The following is a 26301-nucleotide window of genomic DNA, read 5'->3' as shown; positions in this document are numbered from 1 at the left end:
TCCGGGGCGTCAACGCGAAGAGGCACTACCGGAGGCACCCCCGTCTGTCTCGCGTTCCTCGGAGGCAGTGAGCTTCCACCCAGTCGGGCGTTTCCTGCCCCGTGCCGACGCGGACCCGCACGCCGCAGAGTTCTCATGGAGGAAAGCCCGCATTCCTGGCCCAGCCCTTGGTAGAACAGGGACGGTCCGAACAGGGGCAGGATTGCGTCTGGTCAATCTCCGCCACACGGGCGAGCGCGAAGCAGGACCCTGGCTGCGAGGGGAAGCGGTGCGTCGGTACTGCCGACGATGTCCTCGACCGTCCGCGACGAGGCGAGCCCGGTCGGCGGGCCGACTCGCTGGAATCGGGCTGAGCCGAACGGGCGCTGGCCAGGATCGTGTGGGAGAGGTGGGAACAGCACACAGTCGGAACAACCCCCTCCCGCCAGTAGTCCTGGGCCTGCGATAGGGCTGCCCTCCGGTCTGCCGGCTCGCGGACTGTCGGCGGGCGGGCGAGCGGGCTGCACGAGGGTGACCTCGATGGCGATCGCGCCCAGGGCTTCCCGTTCCCGAGCGCAGGCGCCCGACCGGCTCGACGGGCAGGTCGCGCAGCACATGGGCCGGGCGCGTCACGTCGTGGCCCGCGTCCATCACGGCCAGGACGTCCCGGTTCCCGGGCTCACCGGATCGGGCGACGCGAATCCACAGCCCCGGCCGGCCGGGGCTGTGGATTCGGTGCTGCCGGGGCCTGACGGAACCGGTCGGACGTCGGGGCGCCCGCCCCCGCGCAACGTGGACGCGGATCACGTCCCAGGCCCGGGACTTCGGTGCGACAGCCGGCGACGAGTCGGGCGTCAGCCGTGGAAGATCGTGATCTGGAGAACGGCGTCGTCGAAGTCCGCGTCCGGCCCGGGGAGCGGCAGGTCGAACGTCTTCAAGTGGCCGTGTGGCGAGACGAGGGTGGCCCTGTTGCAACCGTTGCAACCCTTGCTCCAGGAGACACCGCGAGCCCTGTCGGGGTCGTTGAGAATCGCCCGGCCTGACCGTTCGCTTCGGCGGACGTGTGCGGCGACCAGGTGAGCGACTACGGCGGCCTGGCCGCGTCCTGCCGGACGCCGCCTTCACGGACACGGCCACCACCTACCCCCACGGCAACACCCCGGCCATGCCGATCGCCCCGTCGAGGCAGGCGTCAACATGTTCCGCGCCGAGGTCGCCGCGGCGTCAACACCGAACCTCACCCTCACGGACAACTTCACCGTCGAGATCGGCACCGACGGTCAGGGCCGCGTCGGTGCCGGCTGGAGGCGGCCGAGTTCGAGGTGTCCCGCGCCTGACCCTCTCCCCCAGGCGCGGGGAGACCGCCTTCGAAAGCAACACCGAGGGTGTTCGAGGGGCGCGTGCAACTCGGTCAGCGCTCAGCGTTCGCCGGTTGGGTCGCGGAAAGCACGCCACTGGGCCGTGCGGGGCCGGGTGGTGCGTGCGATAGGGGGACGGTCGGGGGTGGGATGCTCGGGTGGTGCGGCGGGGAGGGTATGTCCTGGCGCGGTCGATGCGCGGCCGCGTTGACCGGAGGGATCCCACTGATGCGCCGTAAGTGCCTGTTCACCGCCGCCGCGGCGGCCGCCGTGTTCGCCCTGACCGCCACGTCACCGGCCTCGGCCACCGTCCCGCTGCCGGGCAGCACCGTGCGGCTGAAGCAGTACATGTCCGACCGCTGCCTGGAGAACGCCGGCGGCATCGCCGTCTCCACCGCCAGTTGCAACGTGCTGGCGAAGGACCAGCAGTGGAAGTGGACCCTGCTGGCCGCGGGCGGCCCGGTGACGTACACCAACCGGGCCAGCGGGCAGTGTCTGGACAGCGACGCCGACGGCACGGTCCACACCAGCCCCTGCGTCACCGGTACCGCTTCGCAGCAGTGGAACTACCAGGAGGTGTCGAGCGGGGTGTTCCAGTTGCAGGACGTCGGCACCGGCCTGTGCCTGATGGGACAGACCACCGGCAAGGTGTTCACCGTCCCCTGCCGGAGCGTCGGCACGTGGGTACCCGCCCCGGCCCTCTGACCGACCCCGGTCCGCCCGGACCGGTCTCATTCCCGGCGCGTGGCCCGGCACCGGTTCCGGGACGCTGTTGGCCAATTCCGGCCTCGCTGTGACGTCGGTTCCCAGGCCCCGCCTCCAACACCAGCTCATCGGCGCCGCCCTCAACCTCGCCCGCATCGACGCCCACCTCACCGGCCAGCACCGAGCCCCCACCCGCACCAGCCACTTCACAGCACTCCGCCCCGCTGGAGGAGGTCCAGCGGGGCGGAATCGGCCAACAGCGTGCTCCGCACAACGGCGGCGGGGCCCGTCCGGTGCGTACCGGACGGGCCCCGCGGGTCGTTGCGGGCCGTCAGTGCACCGGCACCGGCCGCTGCACCCGCACGGTGGCGACGGCGAGCGCGCTCTGTCGCAGGAAGCACCAGCCCTGGGCCGCGACCAGGACCAGGTTGGCCACCGCCAGGGTGGCCCAGAGCGCGGTGAGGCCGCCCAGTGAGCCGGCCGGACCGGCCACCAGGGCGAGCACGCCGTAGCAGACCGCGAAGCAGACCATGCTCGGGAAGGTCCGCTTGACGCCGATCATCCCGAAGCCCAGCAGCGCCTGCAGCGCGTCCGCCAGCACCGCGAGCAGGATCAGCGGCAGCAGGTCGGTCACCCGGGTGTGGATCACCGGGTCGGAGCTGAAGATTCCGAGCACCGGGCCGTGCACGGCGACCAGCAGCCCGCCGAGCAGCACCACGGCCAGCGCGGACACCACCAGTCCGGCCCGCACCCGCAGCCGCAGGCCCACCAGGTCACCGGCCCCGTGCCGTTCGGCGACCAGCGGGATGGTCGCCTGGCCGACCGCGACGGCGGCGGTGAACATCAGGTTCACCAGCGAGAGCGCCACCGAATGGGCCGCGGCCGCCTGGGTGCTGACCCTCGCGGCCACGAAGGCCAGCACGCCCAGCACGGCGAACTTGATCAGCACGGTGGTCGCCAGCGGGAGTCCGACCCTGGCCAGCTCCACCACCTCGCGCACCCGCACCGGCCCGGTGGCGGGCTGCCGCAGCTTCGGCATCCGGCGCAGCGCCACCTGGGCGACGGCCGCGTTGATGCCGGTGGAGGCGGCCATCGCCACACCGGCTCCCGCCAGGCCCAGGGAGGGGACCGGACCGATCCCGATCACCAGCAGCGGGGAGAGCACCAGCGCGGCCGCGGTGCCCGCCAGGCCCGCCCGCATGACCACCTTGGCTCGGTCGAGCCCGATCAGCGTGGCGGAGGCCGCGCTGTCGATCGCGGTGAAGAGGGCGCTGAGCGCCAGCAGCCAGGGGAGGGCGCCGAGCTGGTCCAGCGTCGTGCGCGGTACGCCGCCGGCCCGCCCGATCAGCGGCACCAGCGCCACCGCGACGGCGCCGAGCAGGCCGGTGGCCACACCCAGCCAGAAGCCGTTGCGCACCACCCGCTTCAGCTCGACCGGCCGGTCGGCGTGCTCGGTCACGAACGGCATCACACCGCGCATGCTGCCCGCGATGGCCGCGGTGGCCGGGCCGTAGACGGCCATGGTGACGCCGAACGCCGCCAGCGTGGCCGTGGCGTGCCGACCCAGTACGGCGGTGTCGACCAGGGCGGCGGCCGAGGAGACGATCATCGAGACGTAGAGGGGTGCCGCGGTGTTGGCGATCTTGACCAGATGGCCGACGAACCCGGGGGCGGGATCGGTGTCGGTCGCTGTGTCGGTCACGGGGTGGCTCCTGGGGCGAGTGTGCGGACGGGGAGAGGGCGAGCGGGGCGGGCAGGACAGGACGGACAGGCCGAGCGGGAGTGACCGGCAGAGCGGGACGAACGGGCAGGCACCGTTCAGAGCCCGGAGCAGGCCCGGTTGAGCGCGGCCAGGGCCTGGAGGCCCGCCAGTACCTGGTCGGTCGGCAGGCCGAAGTCGATCAGGCAGGCGATCTCGTCCACACCGAGCTCGGCCAGTTCGGTGACCAGCGGCAGCGCGGTCTCCGGCGAGCCGATCAGACAGGAGGGGACGAACCGCTCGAAGGCGATCTCCAGCAGGTCGTCCAGATCGGCCTCCGCCGCGGTGCCGACCGGCGCCGTCTCGGGCCGGCGAAGGCCGAACAGGTCGAGCGAGGAGCGCAGGTACTCCTTGAGCGGCGCGCGGGCCCGGTCCAGGGCCGCCGCCGGATCGTGGTCCAGGTGGGTGTGCAGCATCACCGCGACCCGCTCCGCCTGCGGCGGGTGGCCGTGCTCCTCCAGGGCGGTCCCGTAGTCGGCCAGCCGCTCGGCGAGGTCCGCGGTGCTCTGCCCGAGCAGGTGGGTCAGCACACCGGTGCCCAGCTCCCCCGCCAGCCCGAACGTGGCTGGTGACCCCGCCGCGGTGATCCACAGCGGCAGTTCACCGCGCACGGGCCGCGGATGGGTGCGTACCCGGTGGCTCGCCCCGTCCGGGCCGGTGCGGGTGACGGTCTCCCCCGCCCACAGCGCCCGTACGTCCGCCAGGTGCTCGCGGAGCACCTCCTTGCGGCGGTCGAACACCTCGGGGGCGAGCACGAAGTCCTGCGGGTTCCAGCCGGAGGCCAGCGCCACCCCGGCGCGGCCGCCGGAGATCCGGTCCACCACCGCCCACTCCTCGGCCACCCGGAGGGGGTCGTGCAACGGCAGCACCACGCTGCCGGCCCGCACCTCGACGCGGCCGGTCACGGCGGCGACGGCGGCACCGGTGACCGCCGGGTTGGGGAACGGGGCGCCGAACTCGTGGAAGTGCCGCTCGGGGGTCCAGACGGCGGCCAGTCCCTCGGCGTCGGCGAACCGTGCGGCGTCCAGCAGCAGCCGGTACTGCTCGGTCGGCGCGTCGCCGGTGGCGAAGAAGAAGAGGCTGAACTTCATCAGCGGGTGCTCCGATGCTGGGAGGTGGCGGGTGACGGGGTAGCGACCAAGGTCTCGACCGGCTCGGCCGGGGCCTCGAAGAGCAGTGCGTAGAGCGCCTGCCGATAGGCCGTCAGCAGCCGTTCGGCGGCCTCGGGCCCGTCGGCGGCGAGCACGGTGGTGCTGAACCCGGCGACGCCGTCCCGCACCGCCAGGTCGAGGCGGTGGGTCGGCTCGGGGTGCGGGGACTCGATCCAGCGGGCGCCCTCGGGCTCCCGCCCGTCGTCCCAGGCGTAGCCGAACCGGACCTGCGGCAGGCCGGGTGCGGCGAGCTCCGGGTCCGCCGCCGCCAGGTCGGTGTACGGCACGGCGCGCAGCCGCTCCAGTTCGGCCAGCACCGGCTTCAGCCGGTCCAGCAGGACGTGCGGCGGCCGGTCCGCCGCCACGGGTACCGGCAGTGGCACCACGTTGGCGAACGCCCCGACGGATTCGCCGAGTTCCGGGTGGACGCGGCCGTCCAGCGGCACCGACACGCAACCCCCGGGCCGCTGCTCGGTGCGGCTCAGGGCGGTGGCGAGCGCGGCCAGGTGCAGGGCGAAGGGCGAGGTGGCGTGCTCGGCGGCACGGGCCAGCAGGGCGGCCCGCAGCTCGGGCCCGGGCGTCCACCCGGCCCGGCCCACTGGGACCGGCTCCGCTGCGGGCCGGGCCGGTTCCCCCGCGGGGCCGGACGGCAGCCCGTTCTGCAGACGGCGCCAGGCGGCGGCCGCCTCGGCGGCGCGCGGGGTGCCGACCAGCGCGCCGCGCCAGGCGAGGTAGCGCGGGTAGCCGGGGTCGGGCCGGGCGGCGGGGTCGAGGGGTTCGGGCCGGTGGTAGGCGGCGAGAAGGTCGCGTTCCAGCACCTGGAGGCCGAGCCCGTCGAGTGCGGCCAGGTGCACCGTCAGGGCGATCAGCCGGCCCGCGGTGTGCAGGCGCCAGAGCGGCCCGGTGCCCGGGTCGATCAGGTCCTGCCGGGCGGTGGCGCGCAGCCACTCGGCCGGGTCGGCCGGCGTCGGCCGCTCGGGGAGGCGCAGCGCGCGGACCGGGCTCGCCGGCTCCTCGGCCGGGCGCAGCCGCGGTCGGCCGGTCGGCCCGTCGGTGGTCAGCCGCAGGGCGCTGTGCCGGTGGGTCAGCAGGTGGACCGCCGCGGTCAGCCGGGGCAGGTCCACCTCCTCGGCGAGTTCCAGCACGAAGGTCTTCTGGGCGCGCGGGGAGGTGGTGGCCGCGGTCTCCCGCAGGCCCGGTGGCAGGACGGCGGGCAGCGCGGCCACCGGCAGCGGCTCGACGTCCGTGTCATCGGCCGCGTCGTCGGCCCGTGCCGACGGCCGCCCGGCCAGCAGCCGGGCGACGGCCCGCGGGCTCGGGTGCCGGTAGAGCTCGGCGACGGTGAGTGCCCCGGCCAGCCGGTGGCGCAGCGCGTGCACCAGCCGGGCGGCCAGCAGCGAGTGTCCACCGGCGGCGAAGAAGTCCTCGTCGGGCCCCAGCCCGGGCTGTTCCAGGGCGGTGCGGAAGGCGTCGAGCACGGCTTCCGGCACGTCCGGTGCGGCGGCGGGGGTTGAACCGGGGACAGCCGCGGGGGCCCGGCTTCCGGCGACGGGGGCAGCGCCCGGGGCACGGCTTCCGGGCGCGGGCAGCCGGGCGGTGTCGACCTTGCCGTTGGCGTTGACCGGCAGGGCGTCGAGCAGGGTGAAGGTCGCGGGTACGAACGCGGCGGGCAGTTCGGCCGTGAGCACCGCCCGGGCCCGGGCGGCCAGGTCGTCGGCGGGGCCGGCGGCGACCAGGTAGGCGTCGATCCGCCGCTCCCCCGCCTCCCCGCGCACGGCCAGCGCGACGTCCTGCACCCCGGGGACCCGGCGCAGCGCCAGGTCGATCTCGGCCGGCTCGACCCGGTGGCCGCGGATCTTCAGCTGCTGGTCGTCCCGGCCCAGGAACTCCAGGTCTCCGGAGGGCAGCAGTCGGACCCGGTCGCCGGAGCGGTAGCCGGGCCGGCCGGCCAGGCGGGGGAAGCGCTCGGCGGTCAGCTCGGGCAGCCCCAGGTAGCCGTCCGCGGTGCACGGGCCCGCGATGTCGAGCCGGCCCACCGCGCCCGGGACAACGGGCAGGCCTCCCGGGCGACCCAGCGAGAGCCGCACGTTCTGGATCGGGCGGCCGATCGGGGCGTGCCGGGGCCACCGCGTGCTCGGGCCGGTGAACCGGTAGGAGGTGACCACATGGGTCTCGGCGGGGCCGTAGTTGTTGACCAGTGCGCAGTCGGGCAGTGCGGTGAGGAAGGCGACGGTGCGGTCGGTGAGCCGCAGTTGCTCGCCGGTGGTGGCGATCTCCCGCAGGCCGGCGAACCGCTCGGGCCGGTCGTGGAAGACCGCGGCCAGCGAGTGCAGCAGCGAGACCGGGAGGATCGCCTTCTCCACCCGGTGCTCGGCAACGAAGTCGGCGAGCAGTTCGTGGTCGTGACGGGTCTCCTCGTCGGCCACGTGCAGCGAGCCGCCGGCGCACAGCGCCGCGAAGATCTCGTGGAAGGCCGCGTCGAAGCCGAGCGAGGCGAACTGCAGCCAGCGCAGCGCCCGGGTGTGGCCCCCGGTCTCCCAGTGGATCAGGTTGGCGAGCGCCCGGTGCGGGAAGACGATGCCCTTCGGCCGGCCGGTCGTCCCGCTGGTGTAGGTCAGGTACGCGGTGGCCGATCCGGGCACCGGGACCGCGGCGAACGGCCGGGGGCCGGCCGGCAGTGCCTTGACGGGGGGCAGTTCGACGGTGCGCAGGGCGGTGGCGAAGGCGGGCGGCACGGGCCCGTCGTGCAGGACGACGGCGGGTGCGCAGTCCTCGGCCATCAGGGCGAGCCGGGCGGTCGGCAGCGTCAGGTCGAGCGGCACGGCGGCGGCGCCCGCCCGCAGCACGCCGAGCACGGCCGCCACCGACCGAGCGTCGCGCGGCAGCGCCAGGCCGACCCGGTCGCCCGGGCGTACGCCGTGGTCCGCCAGCAGGTGGGCGATCGCGGCGGACAGCTCGTCGAGCCGGCGGTACGTCAGGTGCTCGTCCGCGTCGGCCAGGGCGAGCCGGTCGGGATCGCGCTCGGCCCAGTCGGCGACGACCTCGTGCACCGCCCGGTCGGGCACCGTCACCACCGGGCCGGTCAGCGCGGCGGCGGTGTCACCACCGGCCGGGTCCTGCTCGGCCAGGGGGCGCTGCGGTTCGGTGGTGAGCCGTTCCAACAGACGGGCGAAGGCGCGCTGCCAGCCGCGTACGGTGGCCGGGTCGAACCGGTCGGTGTCGTAGAGGAACCGGCCGCCCAGGGTGCCGTCGGGCCGGAACCACCAGTCCAGCGACAGCTCGTAGGGGCTGGAGGGCCGGTCGAAGGGCACCGGGTGCGCGGTCAGGTCGAGGTCCGGCAGCGGTTCACTCTCGGCCTGGCCGTCCAGCAGGTTGAAGAGCACGCCGACCAGGTCCTCGCCGGGGCGGCCGAGGCGCTGGGCGAGCACCTCGAAGGGCAGGTCCTGGTGGTCGAAGGCGCCGGCCAGGCGGCGGGCGGTGTCGGCCAGCAGGGCGTCGAAGCCGCGGGCCGGGTCCAGGACGGTGCGCACCGGCAGGGTGTTGACGAAGTTGCCGACCAGCTCGGCGGTCTGCGGGCGGTGCCGCCCCGAGACCGGTACCCCGATCACCAGGTCGGTGCTGCCGCTCAGGCCGCCCAGCAGCGTGCCGAAGGCCGCGAGGACCACGGTGAACGGCGTCACCCGGGCGCGTTGGGCGGTGGAGCGGATCAGCGCGGTCTGCTCGGGGGTGAGGGTGAACTCGAGCTGGGCGCCGCGGAAGCGGCGTTCGGCGGCCCGTGGGCGGTCGCCGGGGAGTTCGGGCGCGCCCGGCGCGTCGGCGAGTTCGGTGCGCCAGTAGGCGAGTTGGCGGTCCGCGGCCGGGGAGTCGAGGAAGTCCGCACCGGCGCGCAGCACGTCCGCGAGCCGGCCGGTCAGGTCCGGCAGTTCGGCGTGCGTACGGCCGGACCGGCGGGCCAGCAGCCGGTACAGGTCGGCCAGCAGGATCCCGGTGGACCGGGCGTCGGCGCAGATGTGGTGCACCGAGAGCGCCAGGACGTGCCGCCGCTCCCCCAGTCGCAGCAGTGCGGCGCGCAGGGCGGGCGGTCGGTCCAGCGGGAGCGGCTGGACCAGCAGGTCGGTGACGGCCCGCTCCAGCTCGCGCTCGTCGGCGAGTTCGACCACCGGCAGCGGCACCGGCCCGGGATCGACCACCTCGCACTCGGGCCGTCCGCCGCTCTGGTGGTAGCGCAGCCGGAGTGCCTCGTGCCGTCGCACCAGGTCGCCCAGCGCCTGTTCCAGCAGGGCCGGGTCGAGCGGGCCGCGGAGTTCGGCGAGCACCGGGACGTGGTAGGCGGTGGCCGCACCGGGCAGCTCCGCCAGGTAGAGGAACCGCTCCTGGAGGGCGCTGACCGGCAGCAGGACGCGCTGTTCGGCGGCGGGGCCGGACCCGACCCCGGGCTGTGCGGAGCCCGCCCCGACCCCGGACCGAACGGCGCCGGACCCGACGCCGGACTGTGCGGGGCCCGCCCCGGCGAGCAGCTCGGCGAGCCGTTCGGGCGTGGGGTCCCCGAGGAAGGTGCCGAACGGCAGCTCGACCTGCCAGCGGCTCTCGGCGCCGGCGACCAGCTGCTGGGCCGTCAGGGAGTCGCCGCCCAGCACGAAGAGGTCGTCGTCCGGCTCCGGCCGCCCGGTCCCGAGCGCCTCGGCGAACAGGTCGAGCGCCACCTCCGCCCAGTCCGGGGCCGCCGCGCCGGTCCCCGGTTCCTCCTGGAGCGGCCGGGGCGGCGGCGTGCTCGGCAGCCAGTGCCGCTTGCGGTCGAACGGGGTGAGCGGGCCGCCCGGTCCGCCCCGGGCACCCTCGGGGGCCTCCTCGACCAGCACGTGCACATTGGTGCCGCCGACGCCGAAGGAGCTGACCCCAGCCAGCCGCGGCGCCCCGCCCGGCCAGGGGCGGCTCCCGGCGCCGATCTCGAACGGGGTGGTGGCCAGGTCCAGGTGCGGGTTCGGGCGCTCGAAGCCGCGCACCCCGGGCAGGGTGCGGTGGCGCAGCGCCAGCACGGCGGCGATCAGCCCGGCCACCCCGGCCGCCGAGTCCAGGTGACCGATCGCGGACTTGACCGCACCCAGCGCGCAGCCGCCGACCGCGCCGGTCGAGGCGCGGAAGGCCTCGGTGAGCGCGGCCACCTCGATCGGGTCGCCGAGCGCGGTGGCGGTGCCGTGCGCCTCCAGGTAGCCGATCCGGTCGGCACTCACCCCCGCGTCCCGGTGCACGCCGGCGATCAGCTCGGCCTGCCCCTCGACGCTGGGCGCGGTGTAGCCGCTCTTGCGGTCGCCGTCGTTGTTGATGCCGCTGGCCCGGATCACCGCCAGCACCCGGTCGCCGTCGGCGAGCGCGTCGTCGAGGCGGCGCAGCACGACCAGGCCGACGCCGCTGGCGAAGACGGTGCCCTCGGCCCGGTCGGAGAACGGTCGGCACCGGCCGTCCGGCGAGACGATGCCCCCCTCGGTGTACTGGTAGCCGTGGTCCTCGGGCCGGACGGCGGCGCCGCCGGCCAGCATCGTGTCGGCCTCGTAGTCCAGCAGCGCCCGGCAGGCCAGGTGGACGGCCGCGAGGCTGCCGGAGCAGCCGCAGTCCACCGCGAGCGCGGGGCCGGTGAGCCCCAGCCGGTAGGCGATCCGGGTGGCCGTGAAGCCGCGGTCGCTGCCCATCAGCACCCGGTGCCAGCCGTGCCGGTCGACCACCTCGGGGTGGGCCAGGACGTGCCGCAGCAGGTAGTCGGAGTGGTTGAGGGCGACGAACACGCCGGTACGGCCGCGCCGCGCGGCCGGGAGTGCGGCGTCGTCCAGCGCGTGGACGGCCGCCTCCAGCAGGAACCGCTGCTGAGGATCGGTCAGCGCGGCCTCGGCGGGGGTCATGCCGAAGTACTCGGCGTCGAACAGGGCGGGGTCGGCGAACCGTTTGCGGACCCCCACCCAGCGGTCCTCGGCCGGCCACTGCTCGCTCGGCACGGTCTCGGTCGGGTCGATGCCGTCGCGCAGCAGCTCCCAGAACTCCTCCGGGGAGTCGGCGCCGGGTACCCGGCAGGCCATGCCGACGACGGCGATCGCGTCGGCCGCCCCGGTCTCCCAGTCACTCTCGGTCATGTCGCTCTCCAGGTCGGGATCGTCGGTGGTGACAGGGCCTCGAGGGCCTCAGGGGGCGGCCGGTCCGGCGCCCTCGGCCAGCCGCTTGCGGCGCACCTGCTCGCGGCGGCGCCGACGGGCGTCCGAGACCTCGGCCGGGGCGGTGGCGGCCGGGGCCTCGGGCGCGGGCGCGGGCGCGCCGCTCAGGTGGGCGGCGAAGCCCCGCACCGTCGGGTGACGGAAGAGGTCGACGATCCGGCTCTGCGGCGCCACCCGTTCGCGGACGGCGGCCAGCAGCGCGGCGACCAGCAGCGAGCTGCCGCCGGACTGGAAGAAGTCGTCGTCCACGCCCAGGTCCGGCCGGCCCAGCACCTGCTGCCAGCAGGCGAGCAGCCCGGCCTGCACCTCGTCGGCGGGGGCCGCCGACGGCGCCGCGGAGGGCTCCGGCGGGTCGGGCAGGGCGCGCCGGTCGACCTTGCCGCCGGTGGTGGTCGGAAGCGCGGGCAGCTCGACCCAGGCGGTCGGCACGTACGGGTCGGGCAGTTCGGCGGCCAGTGCGGCCCGCAGCTCCTGCGGGTCCGGCGCGGCGGTGGGGTCGGCCGGCACGTAGTAGGCCGTCAGCACGGCCCGGCCGCCCGGCCGGCGGACCGCCGCGGCGCCGGCGGCGACCGCGGGCAGCGCGAGCAGCGTGCGCTCGATCTCCTCGAGTTCGATCCGGTAGCCGTTGACCTTGACCTGGTTGTCCAGCCGGCCGACCAGTTCCAGGTCGCCGCCGGGCAGCCGACGGGCCAGGTCGCCGGTGCGGTAGCCGCGGGCGCCGCCGGGCAGGGTGACGAACCGCTGGGCGGTCAGCTCCGGCGCACCCGCGTAACCGGGCGCCACCCCGTGGCCGGTGAGCACGAGCTCGCCGAACATCCCGGTGGGCAGCGGCCGCAGCGCGTGGTCCACCACCACCGCGCCGGTGTTGGCGAGGGGGCGGCCGACCAGGATCCGCTCGGGCTCGGCGGGCACCTCCCAGACGGTGGACCAGACGGTGGTCTCGGTCGGCCCGTAGACGTTGAGCACCCGGGGGATGCCGAGGCCCTTGAGCCGGACGGCCAGCTCCCGGTCGAGCGGTTCCCCGCCGACCAGCAGCAGACGCAGCCGGGCCAGCGCGGCCGGGCCGTCCGCCAGCCGCAACACGGTGCGCAGCAGGGTCGGGGTGGCCTGCAGGGCGTCGGCGCCGCTCGCGGTGAGCAGCTCGGGCACGGTGAGCGGACCGGCGGGGTCGGCGGTGGCCAGGGTCTCGGCGTTCTCCGCCAGTACCACCGGCACTCCGCGGGCCAGGGTCCACAGCAGTTCGACCACGGCGATGTCGAAGGTCACCGCCGTGACGGCCAGCCAGTGGGCCCGCTCCCGCAGCGGCACGGCCCGGTCGAGCGCGTCGAAGAGCGAGGCGAGGTTGCCGTGGCTGATCTCCACGCCCTTGGGCCGGCCGGTGGAGCCGGACGTGAAGATCAGGTAGGCGGTCTCCCCGGGAGCGGGGCGGTGGGCGGGCACCGGCGCGGCCGGGGCGGCGGGCAGCCGGTCGAGTTCGAGGCGGTGGCCGGTGAACCCCGGGCAGTGCGCCGCGTACTCCGGGCCGGTCAGCAGGGCGGTGCAGCCCGCGTCGGCGAGCATCGCGGTCAGCCGGGCCTGCGGGTCGCGGCCGTTGAGCGGCACGTAGGCGAGGCCGGCCCGCCAGACGCCCAGCAGGGCGGCGACCAGGTCGGGCGAGCGGCCGACCAGCAGGCCGACGCGGTCGCCGGGCCGCAGTCCGGCGGCGCGCAGTCCGGCGGCCACCGCTTCGGCCCGGTCGGCGAGTTCGGTGCCGGTGCGGCGGAGGTCGCGGAAGCCCAGCAGCGGTTCCCGCCCGCCCTCGGTCAGCCGGGCGGCGATCCGCTCCGGAACGGGCTTCCAGTCGTCGCCGGGCGGCGGCGCGCTCGGCAGCTCCTCCCGGCGGGCCGGCTCGTCCTCAGGGCCGAGCAGTGAGAGCTCACCGACCGGGCGGTCCGGCCGTTCGGCCATCGCGGTGACCAGCCGCTCGAACCAGCGGACCAGGCGCCGGGCGTCCTGCGCGCTGAACAGCGCCGTGGCGTGGATGAGCTGACCGAGGTAGCCGTCCTCCTCCTGGCGCAGCTTCAGCATCAGGTCGTACTGGGCCGAGTACACCGGCTCGGGGGCCGGACCGGTGGTGATCCCGGGCAGCTCCAGCTCGGCGTCGGGGTAGCTCTGGTAGATGAAGATGCTCTGGAAGATCGGCGCGTGCGCGCTGCTGCGCTCCGGCGCGACCTCCTGCACCACCTGGTCGAAGGGGAGGTCCTGGTTGGCGAAGGCGTCGAAGGCGGAGCGGCGCACCCGGGCCAGGTAGTCGAGCACGCTCTCCCGCTCGTCGATCACGGTGCGGACGGTGATCGAGTTGAAGAACAGACCGAGGGTCTGTTCCAGCGCGGTGTACGGCCGGCTGGCCAGCGGGCTGCCGATCGCGATGTCGGTGCCGCGGGCCATCCGGGAGAGCAGCAGCGAGTAGGCGGCCATGAAGACCACGTACGGCGTGGCGGCCGAGCGTTCGCACAGTTCGCGGACCAGGCCGAGGGTGCGCTCCGAGAGCCGGAAGTCCAGGCCCTCGCCGCGGTAGCTCTGGACGGCCTCCCGCTGCTGGCCCTGCGAGGTCTCGACCAGCGGCGGCAGATCGGCCAGTTGGCTGCGCCAGAAAGCCTTCTGGCGCCGCGCCAGTTCGCTGCCCAGCCAGGACCGCTCCCAGACGGCGTAGTCCGCGTACTGGACCGCGAGTTCGGGCAGCGCGGCGGGCCGGCCCTGGACCCGGGCCGCGTACAGCTCGGAGAGTTCGCGCCGGATCACGCCGGTGGACCAGCCGTCGGAGATCACGTGGTGCTGGGTGACCACCAGGATCCAGCGCCGTTCGGCGCAGTGGACGAGGTCGAAGCGCACCAGCGGCGCGACCGCGAGGTCGAACCGGGTGCGGGTGATCTCGTCCATCAGCGGGTCCAGCGCCTCCGCCGGAGCACCGGTCAGGTCGTGGCGGCGGAAGTCGGCCCGCAGGTCGGGCAGGATCACCTGGCGCAGGCCCTCCGGCGACTCCCGCAGCGCGGTGCGCAGCGCCTCGTGGCGCTCGGTCAGCCGGTCGGCGGCCCAGCGCAGCGCCTCCTCGTCCAGCTCGCCGGTGAGCGTGGTGGCGAAGTACATGTTGTAGACCGGCAGGTCGGTGGCGAGCTGCTCGATCAGCCAGAGCCGCTGCTGGGCGTAGCTGGCGGGCAGCGGCCGGGACCGGTCGGCCCGCTCGATCCGCACCGCGCGGCGGGCCTCCTCCTCCGCCCGCTCGCGCAGGAACTGCAGGATCTCCTCGCGGCGGGCGCGGATCAGCTCGGTGGTGGGGCCGTCGAGCACGCCGGCGGGGGCGCTGACCGAGAGCTTCCGGTCCGCGGCGGCCAGCCGTACTCCGCGGCGGGAGAGGTCTTCCAGCAAACCGATGAGCGTCACAGTTCGACCAGGTCCAATCCGTCGTCGGCGCTCCCGGTGGTCAGGGAGCTGTAGAGGCGGTCGGCGGCCAGCTCGGCCTCGACCAGGGCGGCGGTGTCCGCGAGGGTGTCGGCGTCCAGGAAGTCGCCGAGGGTGAGCCGGACCCCGAACCGTTCGCGGATCCGGGTCAGCACCTGGGCCGCGATGATCGAGTGGCCGCCGAGCGCGTAGAAGTTGTCGTCGGCGGCGGGCTCGTCGATGCCGAGCACCTCGGCCCAGATCGCGGCGAGTCCGCCCCGCACGCCCGGCGGGAGCTGCGACGCCCCGCCGGGCCGCTCCGGCAGCGCCGCGAGGGGGACCGGGGCTCGGCCGACGGGGGTGGCGGGGGTGGCGGCCGGGTGCCAGTGGCGGTCCCGCCGGAAGGGGTAGCGCGGCAGGGCGAAGCGGGCCGGCCGGGGTCCGGCGGGGCGCAGGGCGGCCCAGTCGACCGTGGCGCCGCGCTCCCAGCAGTACGCGACCAGCCGCAGCAGCGCGACGCGGTCCGCCGGGTCCCCGACCCGGGGCAGCCGCTCGTCCGGCGACGGTCCGGGGGTGCCGAAGGCCGCCGTTTCGACGAGCGTGGCGAGTTCGGTGCCGGTGAGGGGGTGGCCGGCCGCGAGGCTGCGGTCCAGCGCGGCGGAGCGCAGCCCGATCCGGGGCGGCTCGGGCCGGGTGCCGGTCAGCTCGGCGACCAGGGCGGCCAGCACCCGGTGGCCCTCGGTACCGGCGCCGCGGTCCAGGGCGGCCAGCGCCTGGGCCTGGCGGCCGGCGAAGTCCCGGGCGCGGTCGGCCGGGAGCGCCCCGCTGTGTGCGAGGGCCGCGAACTCGCCGGTGCCCTCGGCGTGCAGCGCGGTCGGGACGATGCCGAGCCGGGCCAGCGCCTCCAGACCGGCCAGCTGGGCGTCGAACTCCCGCCCGGCGGCGTCCGCGACGGCGTCGGCCTCGGCCTCGGCGTCAGCGTCTGCGGCTGCGGCTGCGGCTGCGGCTGCGGCTGCGGGGGACGTTGTGGGCGAGGTGGTGGGCGAGGTGGGCGCGAGTGCCAGCACCAGCTCGCGGTCGGTCACCGGCTCCAGCTCGGCCAGCGCGGACAGGTCGTCCGGGTCACCGACCACCAGGGCGCGGCGCAGTTCGCGCGGGCGCCGGTCGTCCTGCAGCGCGACCGCCAGTGCGGCCAGTGCCTGCGCCGGACCGGTGCGGCCGACCGTGGCCGCGGCGGCGAGCAGGTCCGCCCGGGCCTGGGCGAAGGCGCTCGGGGTGTGTGCGGAGACCGGCAGGAGCTGCGGCTGCGGCCCTTCCGGCGCGGAAGCGGCCGCCGGGGCGGTCGCGGTCACGGGAACGGGAGCGCTCACCGGGGCGGTCGGGGGCTGTTCGACGATCAGATGGGCGTTGGTGCCGCCGACACCGAGCGCGGTCACCGCCGCACGGCGCGGACCGTCGGCCTGCGGCCACGGCTCGGTGGCGGTGACCACCCGCAGACCGCTGTCGGCCAGGTCGATCGCCGGATTGAGCCGCCGGTGGCCGCGGGTCGCGGGGACGACGCCCTCGCGGACCGCCAGCACCGCCTTGACCAGCCCGGCCACGCCGGCCGCACCGTCCAGGTGACCGACCGTCGACTTGACGGCGCCGATCGCGCACGGGCTGCTCACACCCAGCACCCGGCGGGCCTCCAGCAGCGCGGCCAGCTCGACCGGGTCGCCGAGCGGTGTGCCGGTGCCGTGCGCCTCCAGGAGGCCGACCGTCGCCGGGTCGATCGCCGCGTCCTCCAGCGCCGCCAGGATCACCTCGCGCTGCCCGGCGACGCTGGGCGCGGCGAAGCTGAGCCGGTCCGCGCCGTCGTTGTTCAGCGCGGAGCCACGGATGACGGCGTGCACGGTGTCACCGCTCGCCAGGGCGTCCGCGAGGCGCTTGAGCACCAGCACCCCGGCGCCGCTGCCGGGCACCGTGCCGTCGGCGTCCGCGTCGAACGGCCGCAGCGCACCGGTGGCGGAGAGCACCCCGCCGTCCTCGGCCAGGTAGCCGTGCTCCTGCGGGAGCGCGAGCGAGACCGCGCCGGCCAGCGCGGCGTCGCACTCGCCGTTGAGCAGGCTGGTCCGGGCCAGGTGCACGGCGGCCAGCGCGGTGGAGCAGAGGCTCTGCACGAACACGCTCGGTCCGCGCAGGTCCAGGTGGTACGAGATCCGCAGCGGCAGTGCGGCGGCGGCGCTGCCCAGGCCGGGATCGGCGCCGGCCGCCCGGAGCAGCTCGCCGTAGCGGTTCTCCCCGCTGCCGCAGAAGACGCCGATCCGCCGGTCGGCGGGCAGCCGGGCCCAGCCGGCGTCCTCCAGGGCGTGCAGCGCCTCCTCCAGCATCACCCGCTGCTGGGGGTCCATGGCGGCGGCCTCGGCCGGGGCGAGGCCGAAGTAGGCGGCGTCGAAGTACTCGGTGTCGGCCGCCCGGCCCGCCACCGCGAGGTAGCGGGGGTCGTCGGCCACGTCGTCCGGCACGCCGGCGGCGGTGAGTTCCGCCGGGGTGGCCGGCTCGAGCGCGCTGCCGCCGGCGAGCAGCAGCGCCCAGTAGTCGTCGACGGTCGGGGCGCCCGGAAGGCGTACGGACATGCCGACCACGGCGACGGCGCGGTCGTCGGTGCTTGGGGTCATCGGAGTCCTTGGTGCGGGGCCGGGGCGCTCAGCGCGGCTGCCACGGCGGCGACGGTGGGGAACTTGAACAGGTCGGTGACCGGCAGATCGGCCTGCAGCTCGCGCCGCAGCCGGGCGTGCAGGCGGATCAACTGGAGGGAACTCCCGCCGAGTTCGAAGAGGCTGAGATCGCGCGGGATGTGCTCCTCGGCGGTCTGCAGGACGTCCGCCCAGAGCGCGGCGAGCCTGCGCTCCAGGCCGGGGCGTGGACGGCGCGGGGCCGCCAGCGGCCCGTCGGCGGGCGTGGCGGAGCTCGGCGCGGGCAGCGCCCGCAGATCCACCTTGCCGCTCGCGGTGAGCGGGAACTCGGGCAGTTCGACGAAGAGTTGGGGCAAGTACCCGGCCGGCAGGGTGCGGGCCAGCGCGGCCCGCAGCTCGGCGGGTTCGACGGCCACTTGCCGGTGCGCCAGGTAGTACAGGGTGAGCCGGTCACCGCTGTCGCCGGTGAGGGCGGCGACAGCGTCCCGGACTCCGGGGTGGGCGAGCGCGGCGGCGACCAGCTCCGCGGTCTCCAGTCGCACCCCGCGCACCTTCAACTGACCGTCCGTCCGGCCGAGGTAGCGCAGCCGACCGGATTCGTCGCGGCGCACCAGGTCGCCGGTGCGGTAGAGGCGGGGAACCGGCCGCTCGGGCTGGTCGGGCAGCTCGGACTGCGCGGACTGCTCTTTGCCGGCGCCGAACGGATCGGGCCGGAAGGACCGGCCGGTCAGGTCGGGCCGGTTGAGGTAGCCGGTCGCCAGTGGCATTCCGCCGAGGTGGAGTTCCCCGACGAACCCGTCGGGCAGCAGCTGGTCGCCGACGCCGAGCACCAGGGCCCGGCAGCCGTCGATCGGCCGGCCGATCGGCACCGTGCCGTCCTGGCCCGCCGTGCCGTCCTGGCCCGCCGTGCCGTCCTGGTTCTCCGTGCCGTCCCGGCCCGCCGGGTCGGCGGCCGACCAGCGGTGGAAGGTGGCGTCGATGGCGGCCTCGGTGGGCCCGTAGAGGTTGACCACCTCCGCCCCGCACCGCTCGGCGGTCCTGGCGGCCAGGGCCTGGTCGAGCACCTCGCCGCCGAAGCAGACCAGCCGGATCCGCCCGTGGTCCAGCCTGGCCGGCTCGGCCAGCACGGCCTTGGCCAGGGTCGGGACGAACTGCACCACGGTGACGCCCAGTTCGATCATCTCCCGGGCCAGGACGGCCGGGTCGCGGTGCGCCCAGGACGGGGCCACCACCACGGCCGCGCCGACGGTCAGCGGGAGCAGGTACTCCCAGACCGAGGCGTCGAAGACCGCGGGGGTCTTGAAGTAGACCCGGTCCTCGGGGCCGAGCCCGAACTCTGCGGCCTTCCAGCGCAGGTTGTTCGCCAGCGCCCGGTGCGGCACACCGACACCCTTGGGCTGGCCGGTGCTGCCGGAGGTGGTGATCACATAGGCGCCGTCGGCACCGCCCACGGCACGATCGGGTCCGCCCGCCACGCGATCGGGTCCGTCCACCGCGAGGCCGGGTCCGGCGGTCTCCGGCGTCCCGTCGAGCGACGCACCGACCACCACCGTCCCGGCCGCGGCCCAGGCGGGCCGGCCCCCGTCGGCGGTGATCAACCCGGCACTGCCGGTGTCGGCCAACAGGTAGGCCAGCCGGCGCGGCGGCTGATCGGTGTCCAGCGGGAAGAAGGAACAGCCGGCGCGCAGCACACCGAGCGCGGCGGCAACGAACTCCGGCGAGCGCGGCAGGCCGAGCGCCACGACCGAGCCGGGCACGACCCCCCGGTCCACCAGTCCGGCGGCGATCCGACCGGAGGCGTCGGCCAACTGCCGGTAGTTCCAGCTGTGTTCCGCCGTCACCAGGGCGGTGGCCGAAGGTGTGCGCCGACTGTGCCCGAGGAACAGCTCGGTCACCGGAACGGGCTCTCCCGGGTACGGCCCGGGGTCGAGCAGCCGCTCGCGCTCGGCCTGGTCGACCAGCTCCACCGCGAGGGCGGGTGCGGCCGGGTACTCGACCACCTGGGCGAGCACCCGGGCGAACGCGGCGCCGATCCGCCGGGCCCGGTCGGCCGGGCAGCGGGCCGGGTCGTACTGCAGTCGGGCGGTGGCCCCTCCGGGCGAGGTCTCCACCGCGATCAGCAGTCCGGTCTTCGGGGACCGGGGGTAGACCGGGATCCGCTCCACCGCCAGGCCGTCCAGCGTCAGGTCCGTCCCGGTCAGGTCGTGCAACGAGAGCATCACGGCGGGCTCGTCCGGCGCGCGCAGGTCGGCGCCCGGGGCGTTCTGGTGCTCGAGGCAGTCGAAGAGCCGGTCGGCCGCCCGGGCGACGTACGCGGCCAGCGTCTCCCCCGGGAGCGGCTCCAGGCTGCGGAACGGCAACAGGTCGGTGAAGAGCCCGACGCCCTCCGGGTGGGCCGCCCGGTTCCAGTCCACCGCCGGGTAGCTCAGCAGCGCCTCGCCCTCGCGGCCCAGCAGGTGATGGGCCGTCAGCGAGAGGGCACCGAGCAGCAGGGAGAAGAGCGAGGCCCGCTCACGGTGCACCGCCGCCTCCAGGCCGGCGGGCAGCTCGATCGCGAACTCACCGGCCACCTGGCCGACGGCCACACCGCGCGCCCGGCCCGCCGGTCGGGCGGGCAGGCCGGCCAGGTAGCCGCGCCAGAACTCCGCGTTGCGGTCCGCCGCGGCTCCCGCGAGCTCCCGCTGCTGCTCCAGCGCATAGGTCAAATAGGAGAGTTCGGGCACGGGGGGCTCGATCGGACGCCCACCGAGCGCCGCCCCGTAGGCCTCGGACAGGCCGGCGCCGAGCAGTGCGACCGACGGCGCGTCGATCACCAGGTGGTCGTACACCATCAGCAGGACGGACTCCGCACTGTTCCGGACACGGATCAGGTGGGCGGCGAAGCGCAACGGCGCCTCGGGGTCGAACGGGCGCGAGGCAAGTTCGCGCAGCAGTCCGCCACCGTCCGGCTCCACCGGTTCGTGCACCGTGAGCACCCGCCCGGGGGGCGGTGCGACGGCCTGCCAGGGCCCTTCGTCGAAGGAACGCGGCCCCGCGGTGGCACCGGGGAGTTCTTCGACCACCCGTGCGCACAGCACGGGATGGGCGAGAGCAAGATGCCGCAGCGCACGGTCCAGCGCCTCGGGATCCACCTCCCCGCTCAGCCGGAAGGCCATCGGTATGTGATAGGAATCGCCGCCGCGATCGAGCAACTGCGCCATCCAGACGGCTTCCTGTTGTCTCGTCAGCCGTGTGACGACAGGCATGACACTGTCCATCCCCCACCTCCAGCTATACAATGTCACACGTCAGATTTTCTGTCTCCCCTTTCTCTCCAGTCCCGGGAGACACAGCCGCGACCAGCGGGCCCGACCCCTTGGAACAGGAGCACGCACACGATGGACACCACCCGGTCCGCCCCGAGCACCCCCGAGGCCCTGCGCTCCGCCGTCCGCGACGCCTGGGCGACCGTGCTCCAGCACGACGAATTCACGGACACCGACCCGTTCTTCTCCGTCGGCGGCACCTCGCTGCTCGGCGCCCAGCTGACCGCCGTCCTCGGCGCCGGACTCGGCCGCCGGGTACCGGTCCGTCTGCTCATCGCCCACCCGACCGTCGAGGAACTCGCCGCGGCGCTGACTCCCTGACGACCGCCCGCACCACGCAGCACCGCCCGCACCGGCTGTGCGGTGCGGGCGGTGCGGGAGGTGGTGCGGGAGGTGGTGCGGGCAGTGCGGCGGTGCGCACGGTCGTCGGCGGAGTCGCCGGCGGACGCGTCGAGGCCGACCGCGCTCACCCGCCCGGTCCGGACCCCGCCATCTCGCCGACCGCGGTGGGCCCGCCCCGGCGGGCACACCTACTGGGTGGCGTCGCAGTCCTGGCAGCGACTCACGGCGGTACGCCCGGTGTTGCCTCCGGTGGCCCGGAGCGGGCTGGAGGCGGAGAGCCGGCGCCACGCCCCCGGCGAGGGCGCGAGCACCCAGCCGTAGACGGGCGGCTCGACGTCGGCGGCGACGATGTGGGGACAGCCGGGCAGGTGGGCCTTGCGGCTGGCGTGAATGATGATCGCCGACCCCGGCCAGCCGTCCCACTCCGCACTCGGAGCGCTCCGGCCGGCCCGCGCGGGCGGGGCGCACTCGGCGCAGTTGCTCAACTCGTGGCGACAGTGGTCCATGGCGCGCCCTCACTCCGTCCGGCCCTGCGCCGGAGTCTACGGGCACGCCGTCACCTCGACACCTCCGCCGCCGAAGCGGCGGTCCCGGCCGCTCAGGAGCAGCCGGGACCGTCGCGCGCCTGCGGTCGTACCCGGGGTCAGCCGGCGGGGGCCGCGGCGACCAGGCCCCGCCGCGGGTCGGCGAGTTGGCCGCGCCGCACGAGGAGGTCCTCCGGCGTGGCCGGCGATTCACCTCCTGCGGACGGCGGTTGGGCCGCACCGGTGGACGGGGGCGGGAGCGGGACCGAGACACAGGGGGTCCGCGCGGACTCCGACGCCCCGTTGATCGCGGTGACGCAGAACTCGTAGTTCCAGTTGCCCGGGAAGAGGAAGGCGATCCGGTGGTCGGGCGTGTCGGTGACGTACGGTTCCGGCGAGACCGGGCTGTGGTCGGAGATGTTCCGCACCCAGACCCGGTAGCCGGCCGCCTCCGGGGAACCCTGCCAGTTCAGTTGGACCGTCGTGGGGTCGACGGACGCGATCCTGAGGTTCGCCGGCACGAGCGGCACCCCCGCGCCGATCGTCACGGACCTCGCCACGCCGGGCATGCCGCCGCCGGCGCGGTTCCAGGTCACCAGTGCGACGAGGTAGTGGTGCCCCGGGACGAGACCGTCGATGTGGACGGACGTCCCCCTGACCGCCGTGCCGCCGATGTAGGCGCCGGGGACGTCCCTGTCCCAGGTGATGATCTGGTACCGGTCGATGCCGTCCGTGTGGGGACCGGTAGCCGCGTCCCAGGACACGTCGACGCCCGTGGCCGTCGCGCGGGTGACGATGTTCCGGGGTGGTGCGGCGGTCTCGGGGTGCGCGGTCGCGGTGACCGTGCCGGACCACACGGACTGGCCGTCGCCGTCGTTGTCGGTGCGGACCTGGTACTCCCAGGTCCAGCCGTCCTCGGTCCAGGTGGTGTCGTAGCGGTTGGTCCATACCCGGGCCTCGTTCCACTCCGTGAGACCCGCGAGCCGGTAGCGGACGGTGTAGCCGCGTGCGCCGAACACCGGTGTCCAGGTCACCTTCACACCGCTCGGGGCGGACTCCGCGACGACGCTGTTCACCGGGAGGATCGGCCGCCGGGGGACGGTGCCGGGGACGCTGGGCACGAACTGCCCGATGCCGTAGCCGTCGTGGAGGGTGCGCTCGAAGGCGGACGCGATCTGGAACTCGCCCAGCGCGTTGGGGTGCAGGTTGTCGTACGCGGCGGGGCAGGTGTTGGTGTCGCAGCTGTACGCCCCCTCCCAGTCGACCGGCTCGACCGGGGAGGCGGGCGTGCTCCAGCTCGGGATCGCTTTCGCCAGCAGGGTGTTGTACTGCCGGGTCTTGACGATCAGGTCCTGCCGGCCCTCGATCAGGGGCCGCATCGGGACGTTCGCCACGGCGAAACGGAGGTCGGGCTTGGCCGCGCGCGCCCGGTCGACCATCGCCTTCACGCTCTCCAGAGTGCCGGGGGCGTCGCTGACGAGCCACCCCATGTCGTTGAAGCCGATGCCGAAGAGGACGAGGTCGGGCCGGTACTGCGCGACCACCGGCCCGATCAGGTCCTTGTCCTGGGCCGCCTGACGCCCCCACACGGCGAAGTGGTCGCTGTCGAAGCCGGCCGGAACACCCTGGGCGTACGCGCCGTCGACGGGCGGAGGCACGGCCGAGGGGTTCTCGATCTCGCCCTGCAGCGGCGGCGGGCCGGGCGGACCGTTCGGCGCGTCCGGCTGCTTGGTCCCCCGGTACGGGCCGACGAAGTCGACGGCGACGTGCTGGTTCCTGAACCACTCCCAGAGCCGGTACCGCCAGGTCCAGTCGCCCTCCATGCCCTGGGTCATGGAATCCCCCACCACCAGGACCCGCAGCGGCACGGAGCTGTTGCCGACACCCCGCTGGAGGCGCCGCAGCGAGTCCAGCAGGCGCGGCGCGAAGGGGTTCAGGGCGTTCGCCATGAAGCCGAGGGTGTTGCCGAGGTTCCCGAGCTTCGTCCCGAAGTTGCGCAGGGCCGTCTGCAGCTCGGCGATGGCGGTGGGACCGCTGCTCGCCGCCCAGTTCAGCAGGGCCCCGCCGAACGCTCCGGCCACCGCCGGCCAGACCGAGGCGGCCACGGCGTCCGCCCAGACGGTGCCGTCGGCGACCGACTTGCCGTCGAAGGCCGCGTTCAGGATCTCGGTGGTGAGGGAGCCGAGTGCGCCGGAGACCGCGCCGCACACCGGAGCGGCCGCCGGCGCGCCGGGCCCGAAGGTGACCAGGCACCCGGCCCCGACCAGGATGCTGACGGCGACCCCGACCCCGCTGGCGATGAACTTCTGCCACCAGGTCTCCTCGAAGCCGATGACATCCATCGGGGTGACCACCACGAGGCTGTCGTCCACGGCGTGCACGGTGCCCCGGAATTCGGCGCTGCCCTGCTGCGTCGGATAGATCCCGACACCGTGCTCCCGGGCACGCTGGGTGAACGCCGCACCCAGCGACATCCCGGCGTCCTGATCGGCCCGGGTCTCGGCGACCACCGCCGCGGTGAGGTCACGTGCCTGCTGACGGCGCCCGGCGGCGGGGAAGTCGAAGGCCAGCACCAGGTCGTCGTCGTTCGCCGCGAGCGCGCGCAGACCGCCCGCGTCCTTGGCACAGCCCAGGCGAGCCGTCATGGGCGCTCCCTCCTCCCCGGGGGTGGAGAAGGACGTGGCGTGCGTGCCGCACAAGGCGGCGGCTGCGGCGGCGGAATCCCGCGTCCCGGCGCCCTGCGCGGAGGCGGATCCGGTGACCGTGCCGAGCACCAGGGCCAGCGAGACCAGCAGGGTCAGCACGCTCCCGCGCCAGGCGGAGGCGGTCGGCCCCCTTCGTTCACGGACTCTTCCGGCCGTACGTCCCGATAAGCGCATGTCGTGCATGTCGTTCGGTGTCCCCTCGGCGAGTTCCCCGGCACCGCACGTCGAACCGGCGTACGGGCCTACGGCGTCCCGAACCTCCTGCCCGGCCGCACCCGGTCGTGAACGCCCGACCGCAGCCGTCCGTAGCGGAGCGCCCGGCACCCGTTCCCCGGAGCCTGGGTGAGGTCGCGGCCCTGGTCTCGGCGGGCACGGCCGCGGTCGGCCTCCCGCTCGACTCGCCGCCGGAACGGCCCGGGGCCCGGGTCAGGGCCGGTCGGCCGGGGTCGGCCCGGTGGGCAGGTCCCGCTCGTAGTGGACGTAGTGGTCGGCCGGGACGAAGGTGTCGTAGAGGCGGCGGGCCGGGTTGTCGTGGGCGGTGAGCCAGTGGACGCGTGCCCAACCACGGACGGCGGCGAGGTCGAAGAGGTCCTGGAGCAGCAGGCGGCCCGCGCCCAGCCCGCGGTGGGCGGGGTCCACGAAGAGGTCCTCCAGGTAACAGACCTGGCCGGTGAGCCATGTGCTGTGGTGCAGCACGCTGTTGGTGATGCCGATCACGGTGCCGTCGTGCTCGGCGACACGTCCCAGCAGTGGCTGGTGCGGATCGAGGAGCCGTCGCCAGGTGGAGTCGGTGGCCTCCGCGGGCACGGTGGACCCGTAGAACTCGAGGTATCCGGCCCACAGTCGGCGCCAGTCCTTCTCGTCGGCAGCGACGAGGTCGCGGACGGTGATCGCGGGGACTTCGGACATCTCGGCTCCAGGTGAGGGCGGTCAGGGGCGCCAGGCGTTCTGACCTGCGAGGTCGGGACGCGGCCGACCGGGGGCCGCCTGCGCGTGCGGTGTGTCCGCGAGGGTGATTGTAGGCGGTGAGCCGGTCGGAGCAGGCGTCGCGACGGGGGCCGGTCGGTGCGGCAGGGCGGTGTGTCCGGACGACGGACGGGACGGACGGCGGAGCCCCGCGCCGACAGCACGGGAGGCCGGGCGGCGCTCGCCCGCCGCCCGGCCCCTCGGTCCGGTCGCCCCTGTGCCGTTCACCGTCCCCGATCCGCCCACAGCCGGGGGCAGCAGGCTGTCAGGAGAGGGCGAGCTCGGTGACGTTGTCGGCCTCCAGGGTCCACTGGGAAGTGAGCGCACCCTCCTTCACATAGGCGACACCGCCGACCTTGAGGATGCCGATGCGGGTACCGGACAGCGCGAGCTGGACGGTGTTGTCCGCCTCGTTGGTCCACTGGGCACCGAGAGCACCCTCCTTCACCAGAGCGGTGCCGTCGCCCCTCAGCACACCGATGCGGTCGCGCGAGAGTTCCAACTGGACGGCGTTGTCGGCCTCCAGGGTCCACTGGGAGGTGAGCGCACCCTCCTTGACGTAAGCGACGCCGTCGCCCTTGAGGATGCCGATCCGCGTGCCGGACAGCGCGAGCTGGACGGTGTTGTCCGCCTCGTTGGTCCACTGGGCGCCGAGACCGCCCTCCTTCACCAGGGCGGTGCCGTTGCCCCTGACCACGCCGATCCGGGCGCCGGAGAGCTGGAGGGACTTGACGTTGTCGGCCTCCAGGGTCCACTGCGAGGTGAGCGCACCCTCCTTCACGTAGGCGACACCGTCGCCCTTGACGATGCCGACGCGGTCGCCGGACAGCGCGATCTGCTTGACGTTGTCGGCAACGAGGACCCACTGGTCGCCGAGGCCGCCCTGCTTCACGAGCACCGACCCGTCGTCCTTGAGGACGCCGATGCGGTCGCCCGCGGCGACGATCTGCTTGACGCCGTCGGCCTCGTTGGTCCACTGGGCACCGAGACCACCCTCCTTCACCAGGGCGGTGCCGTTGCCCCTGAGAACGGCGATGCGGTTGCCACCGTCGCCGGAAACGGTCCCGGGGACGGCCGCGGCCGCGGCCGCGGCCGCGGCCGTGGTGGCGAGGAGCGTCGCGGTGAACGCCGCGAGCGCGGCGGCCGTCAGGGAATTCTTCATGGTGGGGCCTCCGTAGAGCAGTGAGGAATCACGCGGCCACGCAGGACGTGCCC

At 74.9% G+C, this 26301-nt stretch carries 12 protein-coding genes; 2 read left to right on the top strand and 10 right to left on the bottom strand.

All coding sequences use genetic code 11. The annotated features are described in order from the left end of the window. Window positions 1-1565: 1565 nt before the first annotated feature. The gene (locus tag ACIPYS_RS20945; protein WP_400747938.1) at window positions 1566-2042 is read left to right on the top strand and encodes an RICIN domain-containing protein; all 477 of its coding nucleotides are present in this window, start codon (window positions 1566-1568) and stop codon (window positions 2040-2042) included. 331 nt (window positions 2043-2373) lie between these two features. Here ACIPYS_RS20945 and ACIPYS_RS20940 read toward each other — a convergent pair whose 3' ends face one another. The 6 genes from ACIPYS_RS20940 to ACIPYS_RS20915 form a co-directional block, all read right to left on the bottom strand. Then, window positions 2374-3744, bottom strand: coding sequence for an MATE family efflux transporter (locus tag ACIPYS_RS20940; protein WP_400747937.1), 1371 nt, complete (start codon window positions 3742-3744; stop codon window positions 2374-2376). Window positions 3745-3860: 116 nt separating this feature from the next. Further along, entirely contained in the window at window positions 3861-4892 is a 1032-nt protein-coding gene (locus ACIPYS_RS20935; RefSeq protein WP_400747935.1) for a MupA/Atu3671 family FMN-dependent luciferase-like monooxygenase, read from the bottom strand. After that, complete coding sequence (locus ACIPYS_RS20930) at window positions 4892-11074, bottom strand: amino acid adenylation domain-containing protein (protein ID WP_400747933.1); 6183 nt, start codon at window positions 11072-11074, stop codon at window positions 4892-4894. The genes ACIPYS_RS20935 and ACIPYS_RS20930 overlap by 1 nt, the downstream gene beginning before the upstream one ends. 48 nt (window positions 11075-11122) lie before the next feature. After that, complete coding sequence (locus tag ACIPYS_RS20925) at window positions 11123-14557, bottom strand: amino acid adenylation domain-containing protein (RefSeq protein WP_400747931.1); 3435 nt, start codon at window positions 14555-14557, stop codon at window positions 11123-11125. A gap of 11 nt (window positions 14558-14568) precedes the next feature. Continuing rightward, a complete protein-coding gene (locus ACIPYS_RS20920) occupies window positions 14569-17226 on the bottom strand; it encodes a beta-ketoacyl synthase N-terminal-like domain-containing protein (RefSeq protein WP_400747929.1) in 2658 nt (885 codons plus the stop codon). After that, complete coding sequence (locus tag ACIPYS_RS20915) at window positions 17223-20489, bottom strand: amino acid adenylation domain-containing protein (RefSeq protein WP_400747927.1); 3267 nt, start codon at window positions 20487-20489, stop codon at window positions 17223-17225. Before ACIPYS_RS20915 ends, ACIPYS_RS20920 begins: the two co-directional genes overlap by 4 nt. A 132-nt stretch (window positions 20490-20621) precedes the next feature. Between ACIPYS_RS20915 and ACIPYS_RS20910 the strand changes: the two genes are divergently transcribed. After that, window positions 20622-20870: an acyl carrier protein gene (locus tag ACIPYS_RS20910; RefSeq protein WP_093864330.1), complete on the top strand. Its 249-nt coding sequence runs from the start codon at window positions 20622-20624 to the stop codon at window positions 20868-20870. A 209-nt stretch (window positions 20871-21079) separates the two neighbouring features. On the opposite strand, the gene ACIPYS_RS20905 is transcribed toward ACIPYS_RS20910, so the two are convergent. The 4 genes from ACIPYS_RS20905 to ACIPYS_RS20890 all read right to left on the bottom strand — a co-directional run bounded on the left by ACIPYS_RS20905 (window position 21080) and on the right by ACIPYS_RS20890 (window position 26248). Then, window positions 21080-21397 carry a hypothetical protein gene (locus tag ACIPYS_RS20905; protein WP_400747925.1) on the bottom strand — a complete coding sequence of 106 codons (318 nt, stop codon included), beginning with the start codon at window positions 21395-21397 and terminating at the stop codon, window positions 21080-21082. A gap of 137 nt (window positions 21398-21534) precedes the next feature. Beyond that, a complete protein-coding gene (locus ACIPYS_RS20900; RefSeq protein WP_400747923.1) occupies window positions 21535-24219 on the bottom strand; it encodes a fibronectin type III domain-containing protein in 2685 nt (894 codons plus the stop codon). Between the two features lie 327 nt (window positions 24220-24546). After that, window positions 24547-25029: a GNAT family N-acetyltransferase gene (locus ACIPYS_RS20895; RefSeq protein ID WP_093864327.1), complete on the bottom strand. Its 483-nt coding sequence runs from the start codon at window positions 25027-25029 to the stop codon at window positions 24547-24549. A gap of 322 nt (window positions 25030-25351) precedes the next feature. Continuing rightward, the gene (locus tag ACIPYS_RS20890; protein ID WP_400747921.1) at window positions 25352-26248 is read right to left on the bottom strand and encodes a peptidase S1; all 897 of its coding nucleotides are present in this window, start codon (window positions 26246-26248) and stop codon (window positions 25352-25354) included. Between the last annotated feature and the right edge of the window lie 53 nt (window positions 26249-26301).

This window comes from Kitasatospora sp. NPDC089913 (assembly GCF_044748625.1).
In the GTDB taxonomy this organism is placed as follows: domain Bacteria; phylum Actinomycetota; class Actinomycetes; order Streptomycetales; family Streptomycetaceae; genus Kitasatospora.
Note: the sequence above shows the minus strand (reverse complement) of the source record. Positions and strands in the feature narration are given on the sequence as shown.

What these genes read in the sequence shown, in the direction of transcription:
- ACIPYS_RS20945 (WP_400747938.1), top strand. Translation starts at nt 1,566, where the DNA reads ATGCGCCGTAAGTGCCTGTTCACCGCCGCCGCGGCGGCCGCCGTGTTC.
- ACIPYS_RS20935 (WP_400747935.1), bottom strand. Translation starts at nt 4,892, where the DNA reads ATGAAGTTCAGCCTCTTCTTCTTCGCCACCGGCGACGCGCCGACCGAG.
- ACIPYS_RS20930 (WP_400747933.1), bottom strand. Translation starts at nt 11,074, where the DNA reads ATGACCGAGAGTGACTGGGAGACCGGGGCGGCCGACGCGATCGCCGTC.
- ACIPYS_RS20920 (WP_400747929.1), bottom strand. Translation starts at nt 17,226, where the DNA reads ATGACCCCAAGCACCGACGACCGCGCCGTCGCCGTGGTCGGCATGTCC.
- ACIPYS_RS20915 (WP_400747927.1), bottom strand. Translation starts at nt 20,489, where the DNA reads ATGCCTGTCGTCACACGGCTGACGAGACAACAGGAAGCCGTCTGGATG.
- ACIPYS_RS20910 (WP_093864330.1), top strand. Translation starts at nt 20,622, where the DNA reads ATGGACACCACCCGGTCCGCCCCGAGCACCCCCGAGGCCCTGCGCTCC.
- ACIPYS_RS20905 (WP_400747925.1), bottom strand. Translation starts at nt 21,397, where the DNA reads ATGGACCACTGTCGCCACGAGTTGAGCAACTGCGCCGAGTGCGCCCCG.
- ACIPYS_RS20895 (WP_093864327.1), bottom strand. Translation starts at nt 25,029, where the DNA reads ATGTCCGAAGTCCCCGCGATCACCGTCCGCGACCTCGTCGCTGCCGAC.
- ACIPYS_RS20890 (WP_400747921.1), bottom strand. Translation starts at nt 26,248, where the DNA reads ATGAAGAATTCCCTGACGGCCGCCGCGCTCGCGGCGTTCACCGCGACG.